Annotated in this window: 17 protein-coding genes and 2 tRNA genes; 12 read left to right on the plus strand and 7 right to left on the minus strand. The window is 42.8% G+C overall.

Annotated features, from left to right (window positions below):
- Positions 1-3 precede the first annotated feature (3 nt).
- Complete coding sequence (locus BACHE_RS07150) at positions 4-1542, minus strand: peptide MFS transporter (protein WP_013547025.1); 1539 nt, start codon at positions 1540-1542, stop codon at positions 4-6.
- Positions 1543-1680: 138 nt separating this feature from the next.
- Between BACHE_RS07150 and BACHE_RS07155 the strand changes: the two genes are divergently transcribed.
- From BACHE_RS07155 to BACHE_RS07170, 4 genes are all read left to right on the plus strand, one after another.
- The gene (locus tag BACHE_RS07155; RefSeq protein WP_013547026.1) at positions 1681-3432 is read left to right on the plus strand and encodes a DUF6057 family protein; all 1752 of its coding nucleotides are present in this window, start codon (positions 1681-1683) and stop codon (positions 3430-3432) included.
- Complete coding sequence (locus tag BACHE_RS07160) at positions 3432-4916, plus strand: TolB family protein (RefSeq protein WP_013547027.1); 1485 nt, start codon at positions 3432-3434, stop codon at positions 4914-4916. The genes BACHE_RS07155 and BACHE_RS07160 overlap by 1 nt, the downstream gene beginning before the upstream one ends.
- A 267-nt stretch (positions 4917-5183) precedes the next feature.
- Positions 5184-5519 carry a hypothetical protein gene (locus BACHE_RS07165; RefSeq protein WP_013547028.1) on the plus strand — a complete coding sequence of 112 codons (336 nt, stop codon included), beginning with the start codon at positions 5184-5186 and terminating at the stop codon, positions 5517-5519.
- Positions 5520-5646: 127 nt separating this feature from the next.
- Positions 5647-7164, plus strand: coding sequence for an NAD(P)H-hydrate dehydratase (locus BACHE_RS07170; RefSeq protein ID WP_013547029.1), 1518 nt, complete (start codon positions 5647-5649; stop codon positions 7162-7164).
- Positions 7165-7174: 10 nt separating this feature from the next.
- Here the strand turns inward: BACHE_RS07170 and BACHE_RS07175 are convergent, their stop codons facing one another.
- On the minus strand, positions 7175-7855 hold the full coding sequence (locus BACHE_RS07175) for a DUF5715 family protein (RefSeq protein ID WP_013547030.1): 681 nt from the start codon (positions 7853-7855) through the stop codon (positions 7175-7177).
- Positions 7856-7964: 109 nt separating this feature from the next.
- On the opposite strand from BACHE_RS07175, the gene truA reads away from it, so the two are divergent.
- The 6 genes from truA to BACHE_RS07205 all read left to right on the plus strand — a co-directional run bounded on the left by truA (position 7965) and on the right by BACHE_RS07205 (position 12185).
- Positions 7965-8717 (plus strand): tRNA pseudouridine(38-40) synthase TruA, encoded by a 753-nt coding sequence (truA, locus tag BACHE_RS07180; RefSeq protein WP_013547031.1) that lies wholly within the window; start codon positions 7965-7967, stop codon positions 8715-8717.
- Between the two features lie 54 nt (positions 8718-8771).
- Positions 8772-9671, plus strand: a complete 900-nt coding sequence (locus BACHE_RS07185) for a DMT family transporter (protein WP_013547032.1) — start codon at positions 8772-8774, stop codon at positions 9669-9671.
- A gap of 112 nt (positions 9672-9783) precedes the next feature.
- Complete coding sequence (locus BACHE_RS07190; RefSeq protein ID WP_013547033.1) at positions 9784-10293, plus strand: isoprenylcysteine carboxyl methyltransferase family protein; 510 nt, start codon at positions 9784-9786, stop codon at positions 10291-10293.
- A 164-nt stretch (positions 10294-10457) separates the two neighbouring features.
- Complete coding sequence (locus BACHE_RS07195; RefSeq protein WP_013547034.1) at positions 10458-10871, plus strand: hypothetical protein; 414 nt, start codon at positions 10458-10460, stop codon at positions 10869-10871.
- Between the two features lie 157 nt (positions 10872-11028).
- A complete protein-coding gene (locus tag BACHE_RS07200) occupies positions 11029-11499 on the plus strand; it encodes a GAF domain-containing protein (RefSeq protein ID WP_041579247.1) in 471 nt (156 codons plus the stop codon).
- Positions 11500-11540: 41 nt separating this feature from the next.
- A complete protein-coding gene (locus tag BACHE_RS07205; protein WP_013547036.1) occupies positions 11541-12185 on the plus strand; it encodes a DUF3256 family protein in 645 nt (214 codons plus the stop codon).
- On the opposite strand, the gene BACHE_RS07210 is transcribed toward BACHE_RS07205, so the two are convergent.
- The 5 genes from BACHE_RS07210 to BACHE_RS07230 all read right to left on the minus strand — a co-directional run bounded on the left by BACHE_RS07210 (position 12172) and on the right by BACHE_RS07230 (position 15055).
- Positions 12172-13062: a YitT family protein gene (locus tag BACHE_RS07210; protein ID WP_013547037.1), complete on the minus strand. Its 891-nt coding sequence runs from the start codon at positions 13060-13062 to the stop codon at positions 12172-12174. The genes BACHE_RS07205 and BACHE_RS07210 overlap by 14 nt on opposite strands.
- A gap of 451 nt (positions 13063-13513) precedes the next feature.
- A tRNA-Gly gene (locus tag BACHE_RS07215) sits at positions 13514-13586 on the minus strand.
- An 8-nt stretch (positions 13587-13594) separates the two neighbouring features.
- Positions 13595-13677, minus strand: a tRNA-Tyr gene (locus BACHE_RS07220).
- A 61-nt stretch (positions 13678-13738) separates the two neighbouring features.
- Positions 13739-14233: a 6,7-dimethyl-8-ribityllumazine synthase gene (ribH, locus tag BACHE_RS07225; RefSeq protein ID WP_013547038.1), complete on the minus strand. Its 495-nt coding sequence runs from the start codon at positions 14231-14233 to the stop codon at positions 13739-13741.
- Positions 14234-14371: 138 nt separating this feature from the next.
- Positions 14372-15055 (minus strand): tetratricopeptide repeat protein, encoded by a 684-nt coding sequence (locus BACHE_RS07230; protein WP_013547039.1) that lies wholly within the window; start codon positions 15053-15055, stop codon positions 14372-14374.
- A gap of 161 nt (positions 15056-15216) precedes the next feature.
- Here BACHE_RS07230 and recF point away from each other — a divergent pair, with 161 nt between their 5' ends.
- Together recF and BACHE_RS07240 are read left to right on the plus strand one after the other, a co-directional pair.
- Positions 15217-16326 carry a DNA replication/repair protein RecF gene (gene recF / locus BACHE_RS07235; RefSeq protein ID WP_013547040.1) on the plus strand — a complete coding sequence of 370 codons (1110 nt, stop codon included), beginning with the start codon at positions 15217-15219 and terminating at the stop codon, positions 16324-16326.
- Positions 16323-16613, plus strand: a complete 291-nt coding sequence (locus tag BACHE_RS07240) for a DciA family protein (protein WP_013547041.1) — start codon at positions 16323-16325, stop codon at positions 16611-16613. The genes recF and BACHE_RS07240 overlap by 4 nt, the downstream gene beginning before the upstream one ends.
- Positions 16614-16631 lie beyond the last annotated feature (18 nt).

The raw sequence follows: 16631 nt of genomic DNA on the forward strand, positions 1-16631 counted from the left end.
TTTTTATTCTACTCCATGCATCATCTTCTGCAATTTCTTTGAGAGAAGAAAGAGGATAAGTGATGCCGTGGCCGACATGAGAACGAATACCATGAAGAAGTCATACATCGTTTCAATGCGGCAGCCAAGCAATGTCTTCACTTTTCCGGTTTCGGGATAAAGTCCACTCAGCGTACCGGCAAATTTATTGGCTGTAGCGGTAGAAAGATACCATATGCCCATCATCAGGGAAGCAAAACGGATCGGTGTCAACTTGTTTACCATGGACAGTCCGATAGGGGAGAGGCAGATTTCTCCTATTGTGTGGATGAAATAGAGTCCTGTCAGCCAGATGAGGCTTACTTTTATGCCCGGTTGTACATCTTTAACGCCGAAGCAGATGACCAGATAACCCAGTGAAAGCAGTAACAGGCCGATGGCTTGCTTGGTGGGAGAAGCGGGCTCCATATTGCGCTTGCCCAGTGCGCTCCATACCCCCGGCATGATGGCGGCCAATATTACTACGAAGAATGGGTTGAAAGATTGAATCCATGATGCCGGCATTTCCCAGCCCAGGATGACGCGGTCTGTCTGTTCCGAAGCAAAAAGCGTCAGTGAAGCACCTGCCTGTTCGTAAGCTGCCCAGAAGAAAATCACGAAGAAGGCAATGATATAGATGACAAAGATGCGGCTGCGTTCAATCTTGGTGAGCGAACCTTGCAGCAGGATGCTGACGGGGAATACGATGCAGGCAGTAAAGATGCCGATACTGATCCAGTCGTTGCCAAAGCACCGATAGAAGAAAAATGCCAATGCTACGGAAAGCAGGGCTAAAATCAGATAATTGCGTTTCTGCCCATTTTTCTCGGTTCCGGTTTGTCCGGCAGCTTTGGCTGCTTGCGGCTGTCCTTTTTTTGAATCCGGGATGATGCCGAGTGGCTGTCCGTCGGGACCGATGAGATATTTGTTTTTCTGAGTCTCAAACAATATGATGGTAAGAATGGTGACTATTCCTGCAATGAGGAATCCCCATTTAAAATCATTGGGATTGCCCGTTTCTCCGAAATAGCCGCAAACTAACGGAGCGAGGAAAGAGCCTACATTGACGCCCATATAGAAAATGGTATAGGCTGAGTCTAAGCGTCTGTCTCCGGGCTTGTAGAGTTGTCCTACCAATGAAGAAACCGTCGGTTTAAAACATCCGTTGCCCAATATAAGGAAGGTCAGCCCGCCATACATCAGCCAATGGGATAACTGGACGGCATTCAGCATCGAGGCACTGGCAAACATCAGAAATTGGCCTACTGCCATCATCATTGCTCCCCAGAATACGGAACGGCGGATACCCCAGTATTTGTCGGCTATATATCCACCGATAAGTGGTGTGAGATAGACCAGTCCGGTATAGCTGCCGTAGATGGAGGCTGCATGCTCTTTGTCGAACAAAAGTGCCTGGGTTAAGAACAGGATGAAGATGGCGCGCATACCGTAGTAGCTGAATCGTTCTGCCGTGCTGGTGGCGAAAATGAGGTAGAGACCCTGAGGATGTTTCGGTGTATTCATTTTGATTAATTATGATAATGGATACAAAAGTAAGAATAAATTCCGAATTCGTACGGGAACAGGAATTTAAATGGGCTTTAAAAAGGGGATGATAAAGAGTTTTAGTATCTTTGTCCCCAAAAGCCGGTAAAATATATTATGAAAATCATAAATTTTTGTTTGGGCATTTTGTCGTGCATACTTTGTTTCTGGTATGTAGATACGCTGATACCTTATCAATTGTGCCAATTGGAGCATGACAGTTTGTTTGTGCTGGATGCGGAGTCTTTTTTTCATTCTTTCTGTACGGTTGGTGGTTTTGGCGGGTGGCTGAGTGCGTGGGGGCTTCAGTCTTTTGCACTGCCTCATGTCGGCAGTTTGATTTTTATTCTTCCGGCACTGGCTTTAGGTGTTGTCATGTACATCCTGTTGTGCAGGAAAGGGCTTGCGGAAGTGTTTGTTCCGTTAACTGCGGTTCCTGCGGCCTGCCTTCTGTTTTCGCAATTAGATTATTATTATTCGTGGCAGGGAAGTGTGAGTACGCTGTTGGCATTGTCAGTCCTTGCGTGGGTGGATATGATAGGACGAATGAAACTGAAAATTGCATTGTTCAGTCTGTTGATTTTGCCTGTGTTTTGGCTTCTGGGGTCGGCTGTGACGGTGTATGTGCTTTCGGGAACTGTCCTTTTCTTTTCGAGGAAGACTTGGCCTTATGCTACGCTTCCATTACTTATCTGCATGCTTTTTGCAGGCATGGTAGCTTATAAGGGGCTTTCAGATTCTTTATACATCTCTGTTTCTCCAGAATTTTATTATAGCCGGCAATTGGAAATGCCGTTGTATCATTGGCTTGCGACGGTTTCAATAGTGTTGCTGCTTGTGGTGGGGTGTAATTTACATGACTGTACCTCGCGGTGGAGAAACTATTGGCGCTATGGATTCTTGGGTATGATTTGGCTGTTGAACGGAAGTCTGTTCTATCACTATGAGCCACTTTTCCGTAATCAGAAAAATCAGACATTATGGCAGTTGAATCATTACTCATTTATGGAAGACTGGGATGGCATCATTAAGATGTTTCCTCCGTCACAGAAGATCAGTAACCTGCTGTATATGAATTACCTGAACCGAGCTTTGGCCGAAAAGGGAGTACTGGTGGATTCAGCTTTCAAGTATCGTCCGTATGGTGCAGCTTCACTGCTCGTTGCAGAAAATAATACAGGAGCCGTGAGAATGCTCCTGAGTGATGTGCAATACACGGTGGGTTGCATAGCTGAGTCTCAGCACCAGGCTTTTGAGGCACAAACAGCTCTTCCCGGTCAGTATGGCATACAGACATTGATGCGTCTGACTAAGACTAATCTGATACAGGGGCACTACCGGGTAGCCGGAAAATATTTGGCTCTTATCGGAAAATCATTGACTTATAAAAAGTGGGCGCTGTATTATCGTCAGTTCCTTTATGATGACAAAGCTGTGGAGGCGGATAAGGAGTTAGGTGACAAACGCCGCAGTTACCGTCAACAAAATAACTTTTCTATGTGGCGGGGATGGAGAGCTGATTTGGAAGCGGTATTGGAGGCTAATCCGCAGAATACCAAGGCTGCTGCTTATCTGGGAATTTCTTTGCTATTGACTAAGGATATGGCAGGTTTTGTTCGTTTTCTGGATACTTATTATGGTACGGAAGCATTACCGGTTCTGCCTGCTGTTTTTCAGCAAGCTGTACTTGTGGCTTATCCGGACAATGGAGAACGCTGGAAAAGTTTTGGGCTGTCATCGCAGGTCACTACCGACTATGATCGTTTTCGTAATTTATATTATCAGACAAAAAACAGTTTCAATCAAAAGGATCAGATGGCTCAATCTTTCGGCGATTCTTTTTGGTTTTACTTAATGTTCGTAAAATAATGAAGCTTATTGTTCAATATCTGTTTGCTTGCTGTGTGCTGCTGTTTTGGGGAGCATGCGGGCCGATGGTCAAAGTTGAGGTGCAATCTCTGGAAAAATCACCGTTGGAAGAAACTTGCGTCGGGGTGGTAGTGCCTTGCAACATTGCTCCCCTTAACTTTTATACCTCTGCCGATGACGGAAAGGAAGCCGTGATACTTGCCTGTGGAGAGCACCGGTTGACGGCATTGAGTGAGGCGGGAGGCATGATACCCTCCATGGGTGCTTGGAAACATCTGCTTAGGGTGGCGAAGGGAAAAGACATTACCGTGAAACATTGCGTGCTGGTCGATGGAAAATGGAAGGCCTATCGTCCGTTTATGATACGTGTGGCTGCCGAAATCATTGATCCATTCTTGGTTTATCGTCTCATTCCACCGGGGTATGAAATGTGGGATGCGATGGGCATTTATCAACGTAATCTGGAGTCTTTTGAAGAAACCTGCTTGATAAGGAACAGCCAGACTGAGGGGAATTGTATGAACTGTCATTCATTCTGCCAGCAAAATCCGGATAAAATGTTGTTTCATGTGCGTTCCAAACATGCGGGAACCATTCTTGTGAATAATGGAAAAATTACGAAAATAGACACAAAGACAGACCAAACAATTTCTTCTTTGGTTTATCCTTATTGGCATCCGAGTGGAAAGTTCATAACTTTCTCTGTGAATGACACAAAACAATTGTTCCACACACACAATCCCAACAGGGTGGAAGTGTTGGACAGGCAATCGGATGTGGTAGTGTATGATGTCTTGAAAAACGAGTTGATTACAGCACCTCAACTGTTTGATAAAGAGGTGTTCGAGACCTTTCCCACATTCTCTCCTGACGGAAAGAGGCTTTATTTCTGTACGGCAAAATTACGAATCATGCCCAATGAGTATGATAAGGTGAGATATAGCCTGTGCAGTATAGCTTTTGATGCGGACAGCCGTTCTTTCGGAGAAAAGGTGGATACGCTCTATAATGCGGAGAAAGAGGGTGGTAGTGTCTCTTTTCCCCGTGTCTCTCCTGACGGGAACTATCTGATGTTCACAAAGGCAGCCTATGGTAATTTTTCCATTTGGCATCAGGATGCCGACCTGTGGATGATTGATTTAAAACGGCATGAAAAGCATGCTTTGGATGAAGCGAACAGTGAGAGTGTGGAGAGTTACCATAGCTGGAGCAGCAATAGCCGTTGGGTAGTTTTCAGTAGTCGTAGGGGAGATGGACTTTATACTCGCCTCTACCTGGCATACGTAGATGCGGACGGAAGGATACATAAGCCTTTTGTGCTGCCGCAGAAGTCGGGAGACTTTTATGATAAGTGCATGTATTCCTATAATATCCCCGAATTGGTGAAAGGAAGTGTGGAAGTCGGTAACTATCGGCTGGTAGAGCAAGTCAGAGAAGGATCTCTGCAGAAGGTGCATGCTGCTAACGGAATGAAGGGGAGATAAGAGCATTCAAACAGTATTATCCCTATCTTTAGCCTAAAATGACAGTAAAGTCCCTGACTGAATGCCTCCAAGTTTCTGACTGAGGTGCTCCATATATCATGTTGAACAATCCCCATCATTACGAAAATCAGATGCACAAAAGGAAATTGCTCGTTTATCGTCAAAAAGTGCCTCTTGGCAGATTACTCCTGATTGGTGAGTAAACGTTTCGTGAGTACGGCCGTCTTAATAATAGAGCTTTTATAACAAACTTAATTTATTGAAACGATGAAAAAGCAATTAATGATTTTGACCGCTACCTTGATGATTGGTTCTGCGGCATGTATGGCACAAGAAGGTAAGAGCGATCATCCTGATATGTCGAAACGTATCGAGCAGATGGTTTCTGATTTGGGCTTGAACGATAAGCAAATAAAAAAGTTCGAGGCTGCCATGGAAGAAATGAAGCCGGGCAAGAATGAATCAGGGGAAAGATCCTCACGTGAAGAAATGGAAAAGAAGCGGACTAAGATGGATGCCAAAATCAAGAAAATCCTGACTGATGAGCAGTATGAGAAGTACCGGAGCATGCAACCTCAAAGAAAGCCGGGCAGGGGTAAGTAGTCTTTGCCATGTTACAGGAAAAAGGGTAGTGAAAAGAAGATGATCTTTTTCTTTTCATCGCCCTTTCTTTTGCTTTTTCTAACAATTCGCTCTACCTTTGCTTTGCAAATTAAAAGAAGATTCATTAATGAAGATATTTCCTACTGCAAGCATCAAGCAACTGGACGCTTATATCATAGAGAATGAACCGGTTGCATCCATTGCCCTGATGGAACGTGCGGCTGTTGCCCTGGCTGATGCTATTACTAAACGTTGGGAGGATAAGGCAACTCCTTTTACCCTTTTTGCCGGCCCCGGAAACAACGGTGGTGATGCTTTGGCGTTGGCACGTTTGCTGATGCAGCGAGGCTATATTAAAGTGACGGCCTATTTGTTTAATACAAGTGGCAACCTCTCTCCCGACTGTCAAGCGAATATGGAACGGCTGGCAAAAGTGCCGGATGTGGATTTTCATGTGGTGACCACGCAGTTTGTGCCTCCAGTGTTGACCGAAAACCACGTAGTGATTGACGGCTTGTTCGGAAGCGGATTGAATAAACCGTTAAAAGGTGGCTTTGCGGCAGTGGTGAAATATATCAACGCTTCGGCGGCTACGGTAGTGGCTATTGATGTACCATCGGGGCTGATGGGAGAGGATAATACCTATAATGTACAGTCCGGCATCATCCGTGCCAGTCTGACATTGAGCCTGCAATTTCCGAAGCTGGCATTCTTTTTCGCCGAAAACCAATCTTTTGTAGGTGAGTGGCAACTCTTGGATATAGGGATCAGTGAAGATGCGATCGAACAGACAGATACCGACTATCATCTGCTGGAAAATGAAGATATGCCATATCTGGTAAAGCTTCGTGCAAGGTTTGCACACAAAGGGGATTTTGGCAGTGCTTTGCTGATAGCCGGTTCGCAGGGGATGGCGGGAGCTTCTGTACTTGCGGCAAGGGCTTGCCTGCGTTCCGGGGTAGGTTTACTGACTGTGCATGTGCCGTTCTGCAATAATTTTATAGTGCAGACCTCTGTACCCGAAGCTAAGACGGAATTGGACATCAGCGACACTTGTTTTACTGCTCCTGCCGATACGGACGATTATCAGGCTGTGGGAATCGGTCCAGGATTGGGGAGGGCGGTGGAAACGGAATCTGCTTTACTGGAGCAGATAGATCTTTGCCAGACACCGATGGTGGTGGATGCGGATGCCTTGAATATTTTAGGAGAAAAGCGCAGTTATATAGGACGTCTGCCCAAGGGAAGCATTCTCACGCCACACTCCAAAGAACTGGAACGTTTGGTGGGTAAGTGTCAGAATTCTTATGATCGTTTGATGAAAGCACGTGAACTGGCGAAGACTGCCGGTGTGTATATTATATTGAAAGGTGCTTATTCTGCCATTATTTCTCCGTCAGGCAAATGTTGGTTTAATATAACCGGAAATCCGGGAATGGCAACGGGTGGCAGTGGTGATGTGTTGACCGGAGTTTTACTTGCTTTGCTGGCGCAAGGATATGAAACGGAAATAGCTGTCCGGCTGGGAACTTATGTGCATGGGCTTGCCGGAGATATCGCTTGTAAGAAACAAGGCACAACCGCAATGACTGCCGGAGATATAGTGAATGCTTTGCCGATGGCGTGGCGGATGTTGGAAGGATGATAGGCTGTTTCTATCTTCTTGTAGTGATATGGAAGCAACCCTGCTTCAATTCATATTTTATATAGCACCTGTCAGCTTTCCTCAAATCGCGCAACACTTCCGAGAGCACGAGTTTCAGGGTGTCTGCGCTGACGTTTTGCAAAGGGCGCCCGTCTCTGTCTTCTATCTTTTGGAAACGTTTCCAGCTTACATCGAATGTGGTTCCATAAAAATGCGCGGAATTCTCGGAGGCATTTCCATTGCGGCGACGCAAACGTTTTACGTCATCCTGTGTACGCAATACAGAAGTCACTACTATTTTATTGGGATTCAATCCTTTTGCAGTCAGTGAATCAAGGAAGTTACCGCCGATAGTATCTAAGAGTGCTGCTGCTCCGGGAATCAGGTAAGGGATGGAGTGCGTCAGTGAATCGACCGCATATAGATCGCTTGTTTCAATCAGGCGAAGTTTCTCTTTCATTTTCTCCGCTTCTTCGCGTGAGGCAAGAGGACAGATGCCGATAGTTTGTGCCACATTTAAATGGATATCGTTCAAATCTCCGAAAGAGCGTTTGTAGCTGATTACCCCTTTGATGTTGCGAGGTTCGTTCAGCTTCAAAGACATGTCTTTCTTTTTGCATCCGCAGAGGTTGATTGACAGTGCTATTCCGATAATCAGGAAGACGGGAATGATAGGGCATTTATAGTGCATATTCGTGGATTTTTCTTTTTCTTATTTTATAAAACGGAGCAAAGATACACTTTTTAATGAATCTTTCTATGTCTTTTTTGTACCTTTGTGGCACGAAAGATAAAAGAACGTGCAACGATATTTCATTTATTTAGCTTACGATGGTACGGCCTATCACGGTTGGCAGATTCAGCCCAACGGAGAAAGTGTGCAAGAGTGTTTGATGAAGGCACTTGCTACTTTACTGCGTTGTGATGTGGAAGTTGTAGGGGCAGGGCGTACAGATGCCGGAGTACATGCCTCTCTTATGGTCGCACATTTTGACAGCGCCGCTCCTTTGGATGCTGCTTTTATGGTTGATAAACTGAACAGGCTACTTCCTCCTGATATTTCAGTGTATCGTTTGCGGGCGGTGAAGTCCGATGCACATGCCCGTTTTGATGCGACGACACGTATGTATAAGTATTATGTCACCACAGCCAAAATTCCTTTTGACCGTTGGTATCGTTGTCGGCTTTTCCAGACTCCGGATTTTGAACGGATGAATGAGGCTGCGCAGACCTTGTACGATTATACGGACTTCACAAGTTTCAGCAAATTGCATACAGATGTAAAAACCAATAATTGCAAGATTATGCACGCTGTCTGGACGCAGCAGGATGAGGTTACATGGGTTTTCACAATCAAGGCCGACCGTTTTTTGAGAAATATGGTACGTGCCATTGTGGGTACATTGCTTGAGGTTGGCCGGGGAAAACTTACCGTGGAAGGATTCCGCCGTGTCATTGAGCAGCAGGACCGTTGTCAGGCAGGAACTTCTGTACCCGGCAATGCATTATTTCTGGTAGATGTTTCTTATCCGGAGGAGATTTTTATTAGTTGATGGTTTATAGTTAACAGTGTTCTGTTCATGATTCAAAATTCATAATTCAAGAAGATGTGGTTACTGCTTGCCTTTCTCTCGGCTGCCTTGCTGGGTTTTTATGATGCTTTTAAGAAACGGTCGCTTCGGGATAATGCTGTGCTTCCGGTATTATTTCTCAATACGATATTCTCAAGCCTTATATTTCTTCCGTTTATTCTGATTTCGGCATTTGTGCCTTCTGCTTTAAGAGGGACGATGCTGGAAGTTCCCGTGGTGGGATGGGAGGTACATAAATACATTATCATCAAATCTTTTATCGTCCTTTCTTCTTGGATATTCGGTTATTTCGGTATGAAGCATTTACCGCTGACTATTGTGGGACCTATCAATGCTACGCGTCCTGTGATGGTACTTGTAGGCGCCATGTTGATGTTTGGCGAACGACTGAATCTGTACCAATGGATGGGTGTCATGCTTGCTGTACTTTCTTTCTTTATGTTGAGTCGTTCTGGCAAAAAAGAAGGTATAGATTTTAAACATGACAAATGGATTCTGTTCATTGTTTTTGCTGCTATAACGGGTGCTGTCAGCGGATTGTATGACAAGTATCTTATGAAGCAGCTTAATCCGATGCTGGTGCAATCCTGGTATAATGTCTATCAGGTATTTATCATGTGTCCCATCATTTTGCTTCTGTGGTATCCCAAGCGCAAGGAAAGCACTCCGTTTCACTGGAACTGGACTATCATCTGCATATCAGTTTTCCTTTGTTCGGCAGATTTTGCCTATTTCTATGCACTCAGTTACCAAGATTCCATGATTTCCATCGTCTCAATGGTTCGTCGTGGCAGTGTGATTGTTTCTTTCCTTTTCGGTGCGTTGTTCTTTCGTGAGAAGAATTTAAAAAGCAAGGCGGTTGACCTTATCTTAGTATTGATAGGTATGTTGTTCTTGTATTTGGGAAGCAGATAGGTGTATGGACTTATACTTATTGGACTCTCCTAACTGATACAGATATTTCTCCATGATTTTGAAATAAAGAATAGAAAATATATCTTTGCCCCCAAAAAATAATTAGGAAACAATGCAGAACATTATTTTTACATTTGTTGTTTTTTTTATACTTAGACTATTATCTTTATTCTATTCTATTTGCAACGAAAAACAGATTCTGAAGAATGGAGCTGTGCAATACGGTAAGTTTAATTCACTGTTACTGACATTGGCACACATCGCTTATTATTTTTCAGCTCTCTATGAAGCGTATGTCTCAGGAACCCAATTCAATGTTTTCTCGATATGTGGCATTTTCGTAATGGGATTTGCTTATATCATGCTGTTTTATGTTATTTATAAATTACGTGATATATGGACTGTAAAACTCTATATACTTCCTGGACAACGGATAGAAAAGAGTTTCCTTTTTAGGATAGTGCGACATCCCAATTATTACTTGAACATTATACCCGAACTTATCGGAGTTGCTTTGCTTTGTAATTCCTGGTACACATTATTTGTCGGGTTACCTGTATATGCTTGTTTGCTCACCATACGCATCAGGCAAGAGGAAAGGGCGATGAAAGGGCTGTTGTAGGACAAAAGCTTTTTTCCTTCTTGTGCGACTTTGGTAACAGTCGTGTTTTTCGTGATTCCTTGGCTGGTATCGCTTCAAGGGAATCATTGTCGGCATTTGATAATCTTTGAACAATCACCGGCGTATTTTGTTATTATCCTCATTTAAACAAAACAAAAACTATTATGAACTTACAAAAAACTTTTCTTCCTGTACTTATGCTTATAAGTTTGTGTTTTACATCTTGCAGCAATGATGACGACAACAGGGATGATGCTAAAGTCATGGTTACCGTAGTCAGTGCTGCGGGTGAACGCTTGTCCGGAGAGATTGTCCGAATGTTTGATGAAAAAACATATGAAGCATATAAAAGAGACAATCGGACAGATCCTACTGCATACGTATTAACTGATTCTAATGGAATGGCTACTTTTGTCTTTTCTTATGATGAATGGTTTAAATCAAACAGAGACAGATTCTTCACTTTCGCTGTTCAATATGGCAGTGGTTCGGAAAATTATGCGATATGGTCTGCCGGACGCACTATACGTCCGGGGGCAACTGTACATATAGAATTGGAGCTTAAAGAAATGAAATAACAGGATAAAGGTTGAGACTTGCTTCTTCCTTTTTGTGTTATTTCATCTTCATTTTTTTGCAGTCTCGTTGTTAATTCTCATATTTGCATCATGGTGGAGGGAATGTTGCATTTGTATTCCCGAAATTTATATGTTTTATAAGATAGATGAGAAACCGATGGCAGAAGATTTACATATAGACAATGGCAGTAAAGAGGAGAAATATAATGTTTTGCTTCCTCAACTGAGAAGCCTTATTATTGGTGAAGAAGACCTTATAGCTAATCTTGCTAACATTGCGGCTGCATTGAAAGAGACTTTCCGGTTCTTCTGGGTAGGATTTTATCTGGTGAAAGGTGAAGAACTCGTATTGGGACCTTTTCAGGGGCCGATAGCTTGTACACGAATCAGGAAGGGACGTGGTGTCTGTGGTACTGCGTGGGAAAAGGTTCGGACATTGATAATACCAAATGTGGATTTATTTCCAGGGCATATAGCTTGCAGTACATTATCCCGTTCTGAGATAGTAGTGCCTTTGGTACATGAGAATGGAAGTGTATGGGGAATCCTTGATGTTGATAGTAAGAATTTGAATGATTTTGATGACACGGATGCATATTTCCTTGAGGAAGTCTGCTCGTGGCTTTGATATTTTTCGATGGGTGTATAGTTAATAGGAAAAGTAGCACAATGAAGAAATTTAATATTCTTTTGTTATTGTTTTTTGTCGGAATACAGGTTTTGCAGGCTCAGGAAGCCAAGACTTGTTTTGTGAACATGCCGGATTCTTTGAGTCCTTTGCTTTCCTCTGTAAATCGCGCAGACTTTGTTGATTTTCTGGAAAGTAAGATGAAAGCGGAAGTAACCAATAACTTTAGTGGTAAATCGGAGATGGAAGCACTCTCTTCTGACTATATTCGTGTGAAGATGACGGAGCAGAGTTCTTGGCAGATGAAGCTTCTGCCTGTAAATGATAGCACGAAAGTGATTTGTACGGTTTCTACGGTTTGTGCTCCTGCCTGTGACAGCCATATCAATTTTTATACGACAGATTGGAAAGAACTTCCTTCTTCATCTTATTTACAAGCTTTGCCTGTGATTGATGATTTCGTTGTCGCAACTCCCGATTCAGTTGATGTCTATGAATACCAGAATGTGCGCCGCCAGGCTGATATGATATTGATGAAAGCAGATCTTTCTGCCGTAGATTCTGTGTTGACATTCACTTTTACCACTTCCGATTATATGGAAAAACAGGCGGCGGAAAAACTGAAACCGTTTATCCGTCGCCCTATCTCTTATACGTGGAGTCAAGGTCGGTTTATTTTACCTTGATTTTGTCAAATCCTTCTCCATAGACTCCGATGACTGCGCTCTGTGAAACGAAAGCGTTAGGATCTATGTCTTTTATCAACCGGAAAATAATGGTTGATTCACGTTTTTTGGCAAGAATAAACAGCATTTTTACTTCGTGTCCGGTGTAGAATCCCGAAGCATTGATAACCGTTGCGCCCCGGTGGGGATATACTTGGATATGCTTGGCTATTTCTTCATATTTATCGCTAATGATAAAAAACTGTACGGATTGGCGTGCACTGTTGACTACCTGATCAAGCACGAAGCTGCAGATGTAGAGAGTGACATAGCCATATACGACTTTCTCCCAATCTTGAAGGACAAAATAACTGGAAGAAATGATGATGAGGTCGCATATCAGCATTACCCTGCCCAATGTGATGTCGCGGTATTTATTGATAATGGCAGCGATAATATCTGTGCCGCCTGTGCTTCCGTTTGATGAGAATGCCACACCGATGCCACTTCCGCAGAAAGAGGCTCCAATGACACATGCCATGAAAGGCTGGTTGTGCAATAGCTGAAAACCTGCTGTCAGTCTTTGTATGACAGATAAAAAGAAAGTCAGCGTAAATACGGCGAAGATGGTTTTGATGCTGAATTTCCATCCCATGATGTAGATGGAAAGTAACAGCAACAAGACATTGATGCTGAAGTAGGTGTATTGCACAGGAAATCCTGTAGCAAAGAATACGATAGAGGCAATGCCCGGCACTCCGCCGGTGGTGATGTTGTTGGGCAGCAGAAATACTGTCCATCCAATGCCATACAGAATCATGCCTAAGGCAATCATCAGATAATCCCTCATTTCGCGCATAGCGTTTTGTCGTGAGGGGATGTTGAAGGTTGTTTTCATTTATTGTTGTGGAATTTTGCGCAAAGGTAACTAAAAGCAAGAGTTTTTTGATATTTGAGCTTCTTTTTTCGCAAAAGAAAGGCTTGCGTTCTGAAATTCCTGAGGAAAATTTGTGGCTATATGTTTTTTGTGGCTTTATGAATTTAAATGAGGTTCTTATATTACTGGCGATTTATAAAGTATTGTCAATCATAAAATCACTAATCACCTTTTTTAGTCGGCAAGAGAAAGTGCGATTTTCGATTTTTAGTAAATCTTCGGCGAACTTTTAGTAAATCTGTTTTCTGTTTTTACTGAATTTCTGATAGAGAGTTTCAATAATCTCCTCGCCCCCCCCAAAAAAAAATAGGTGTACTGGGAGTTTATATTCTCCTATATTCGTTCGAATCAGATAGTGTTAAAAGAAAGAAATCCTGAAAATCAAATACTCGACTTTCAGGATTCTCTTAAGAGCGGAAGACGGGGCTCAAACCCGCGACCCTCAGCTTGGAAGGCTAATGCTCTATCAACTGAGCTACTTCCGCAATTTTAGTGGGCAAAGATGGATTCGAACCACCGAAGGCGTAAGCCAGCAGATTTACAGTCTGCCCCATTTGGCCACTCTGGTATTTGCCCTTTTGCTTTTCAGAAACTTGGTTTAGTATCTCTGTTTCTCAATTGCGATGCAAAGGTACAACTATTTTTGTAAACTCCAAGCAAAATCTATCATTTTTATTGCAGTAATTGCACATTCATCGCCTTTATTACCCAGCTTGCCGCCGGCACGGTCTTCTGCTTGCTCCATTGTATTGGTCGTAATTAATCCGTAAATTACTGGAACATCGCCACTTGCGTTTAATTGAGTAATGCCTTGGGTAGCACCCATGCAGACATAGTCAAAATGTGGAGTATCTCCTCTTACAACGCAACCAATTGCAATTACCGCATCTACTTCACTATATTCGATAAGCTGGTTGACACCAAAAGTCAGTTCGAAACTTCCGGGTACAGTTTTTACCAGAATATTTTCTTCTTTTGCTCCGTGTTTTTTTAATGTATTCAATGCTCCTTCCAAAAGAGCACCGGTAATATTGAAATTCCATTCGGATACAACGATACCAAATTTCATTTTTTCGGCATTGGGAACGGAATTGAAGTTATAGTCTGAAAGGTTATGATAAGCTGTTGCCATTATAGTTGATTATTTATAGTTAATGAATATTGATAGCTGGAAAAGGAAAGAAAAGGCACAGATTACACGGATCTTCACGGAAAAGCATCCGTGGCATTCGTGTAAGCCGTGCCCAGAAATGTCTTATAGTAAGATATATTACTTCTTCAATAGCTTGGCTTGTTCGATGTATTTGTCGATGTCCATAGCCTGATATGAACGGAAGTATTTATCCTTAATGCTGGTGTATGCCTGAATAGCATCGTCATACTTGCCTTGCTTGACAAGAATTTCTCCAGCCTGCAAGAGGAAGATGGGGCTCAAGGTATTGTTGTCTGCTTCATTTGCAGCTTTCAGCAATATGGAGGAAGCTTTGTCTAATTGCCCTAATTGGGCGTAGCAGTTGCCCATAGCTCCTTTTATTGCAGGAGCTACCATTTGGTCATCGGCGTTAAAACTGTCTAATGCTTTTACGGCTTCATCGTATTTGCCTAAGTGTGCATAACAGATACCCATATAGGCTTTGGCCAAATTGGCGGCTTTTGTTCCACTATATTCATCTGCTATTTTAGCAAATCCTGCAAAGCCGATACTGTCACCGTTCAATGCTTGGACATAGGCGTCAGCCTCAAAGTATTCCTGTCCTTTGAATAAAGCAGCCTGTGCTTTTTCTTCACGAGGTTCGGCATAAAGATGCTTGTACATTACTACACCGGCCACGATGATGATTATTGCTACAATAGCACCGATGATTGCTTTTTTGTTCTTAATGAAAAATGCCTCTGATTGTGTCAGTGCGTCTTCCACGTTCAAGGGCTCATTCGCTTGTTTTTGTTCTGCCATTTTTTATATATTCTTTTTATTATTATTCTTAAATAGATATTTCGACCCGCAAAAGTAACTTTTTTATGTCTATCAACGAAATTTAGTGGCATCTTTTTTTGTTTTGCATCTGAAAACCCCGAAATTCTTCCTACTTTTGTAACCGAACTCATCGTTGTTATATGATACTGAAACGTATATCTATACTTAATTATAAGAATTTAGAACAGGTTGAATTATCTTTTTCAGCCAAACTGAATTGCTTTTTCGGGCAAAATGGTATGGGCAAGACCAATCTGCTTGACGCTATTTATTTTTTGTCTTTTTGCAAGAGTGCAGGCAATCCTGTTGACTCTCAGAATATCTGCCATGATGCAGATTTCTTTGTGATTCAGGGGGGGTATGAATCAACCGATGGTACACCGGAAGAGATTTACTGTGGTATGAAGCGACGCCAGAAGAAACAGTTCAAGCGGAATAAAAAGGAATATACACGTTTGTCGGATCATATTGGTTTTTTACCATTGGTGATGGTGTCTCCTGCAGATTCAGAACTTATTGCCGGAGGCAGCGATGAACGCCGCCGTTTTATGGATGTGGTTATTTCACAATATGATAAGGAGTATCTGGATGCGTTGATACGTTATAACAAAGCGCTTGTGCAGCGGAATACGTTGTTGAAGAGTGAGCAGTTGGTAGAGGAGGAGCTTTTCCTGATATGGGAGGAAATGATGGCTCAAGCCGGTGAGGTTGTTTTTCGTAAAAGGGAAGCTTTTATTCAAGAGTTCATCCCTATCTTCCAGTCTTTTTACTCTTTTATATCTCAAGATAAGGAACGGGTGGGGTTGACATATGATTCTCATGCCCGCAATGCGTCTCTATCGGAAGTCTTGAAAGAAAGTCGCATGCGTGACCAGATTATGGGGTATTCTCTACGTGGTGTGCATAAAGATGAACTGAATATGCTTTTGGGAGATTTTCCTATAAAAAGGGAGGGCTCGCAAGGGCAGAACAAAACTTATCTTGTAGCCCTGAAATTGGCTCAGTTTGATTTTCTGAAGCGTACAGGGACAACCGTGCCATTATTGTTGCTTGACGATATCTTTGATAAACTGGATGCTTCGCGCGTAGAGCAAATTATCAAACTGGTGGCGGGTGATAACTTCGGACAGATTTTTATAACCGATACTAATCGTGAACATTTGGACTGCATTCTGCATAAGGTAGGCAGCGATTATAAAATGTTTCGTGTGGATCAGGGGATTGTTTCAGGCATGGAGGATGAAGTATGAAGCGTAATAATGCGGAACAGATAGGAGCACTTATCCGAAATTTCCTTAGACAAGAAAGTTTAGAGTCCCCGTTGAATGAACGAAGGCTTATAAGTGCATGGCCGGAGGTATTGGGGACGACCATTGCATCTTATACCCGCGAGATTTATATTAAAAATCAGGTGCTTTATGTACATCTTACTTCTGCCGCCCTTCGTCAGGAACTGATGATGGGACGGGAACTGCTGGTACGAAATCTGAACCGGCATGTAGGGGCTCAGGTTATTACTAATATCATTTTCCGATAGAACTAAAAGAAAATACTA

The sequence above is a fragment of the Bacteroides helcogenes P 36-108 genome, assembly GCF_000186225.1.
Classification (GTDB): Bacteria; Bacteroidota; Bacteroidia; order Bacteroidales; family Bacteroidaceae; genus Bacteroides; species Bacteroides helcogenes.

Coding starts and splice junctions, on each gene's coding strand:
- BACHE_RS07190 (WP_013547033.1), top strand. CDS start 9,784: ATGCAGAACATTATTTTTACATTTGTTGTTTTTTTTATACTTAGACTA.
- BACHE_RS07165 (WP_013547028.1), top strand. CDS start 5,184: ATGAAAAAGCAATTAATGATTTTGACCGCTACCTTGATGATTGGTTCT.
- recF (WP_013547040.1), top strand. CDS start 15,217: ATGATACTGAAACGTATATCTATACTTAATTATAAGAATTTAGAACAG.
- BACHE_RS07195 (WP_013547034.1), top strand. CDS start 10,458: ATGAACTTACAAAAAACTTTTCTTCCTGTACTTATGCTTATAAGTTTG.
- BACHE_RS07205 (WP_013547036.1), top strand. CDS start 11,541: ATGAAGAAATTTAATATTCTTTTGTTATTGTTTTTTGTCGGAATACAG.
- BACHE_RS07230 (WP_013547039.1), bottom strand. CDS start 15,055: ATGGCAGAACAAAAACAAGCGAATGAGCCCTTGAACGTGGAAGACGCA.
- BACHE_RS07200 (WP_041579247.1), top strand. CDS start 11,029: ATGGCAGAAGATTTACATATAGACAATGGCAGTAAAGAGGAGAAATAT.
- BACHE_RS07210 (WP_013547037.1), bottom strand. CDS start 13,062: ATGAAAACAACCTTCAACATCCCCTCACGACAAAACGCTATGCGCGAA.
- BACHE_RS07240 (WP_013547041.1), top strand. CDS start 16,323: ATGAAGCGTAATAATGCGGAACAGATAGGAGCACTTATCCGAAATTTC.
- BACHE_RS07160 (WP_013547027.1), top strand. CDS start 3,432: ATGAAGCTTATTGTTCAATATCTGTTTGCTTGCTGTGTGCTGCTGTTT.
- BACHE_RS07175 (WP_013547030.1), bottom strand. CDS start 7,855: ATGCACTATAAATGCCCTATCATTCCCGTCTTCCTGATTATCGGAATA.
- BACHE_RS07170 (WP_013547029.1), top strand. CDS start 5,647: ATGAAGATATTTCCTACTGCAAGCATCAAGCAACTGGACGCTTATATC.
- BACHE_RS07155 (WP_013547026.1), top strand. CDS start 1,681: ATGAAAATCATAAATTTTTGTTTGGGCATTTTGTCGTGCATACTTTGT.
- BACHE_RS07150 (WP_013547025.1), bottom strand. CDS start 1,542: ATGAATACACCGAAACATCCTCAGGGTCTCTACCTCATTTTCGCCACC.
- ribH (WP_013547038.1), bottom strand. CDS start 14,233: ATGGCAACAGCTTATCATAACCTTTCAGACTATAACTTCAATTCCGTT.
- BACHE_RS07185 (WP_013547032.1), top strand. CDS start 8,772: ATGTGGTTACTGCTTGCCTTTCTCTCGGCTGCCTTGCTGGGTTTTTAT.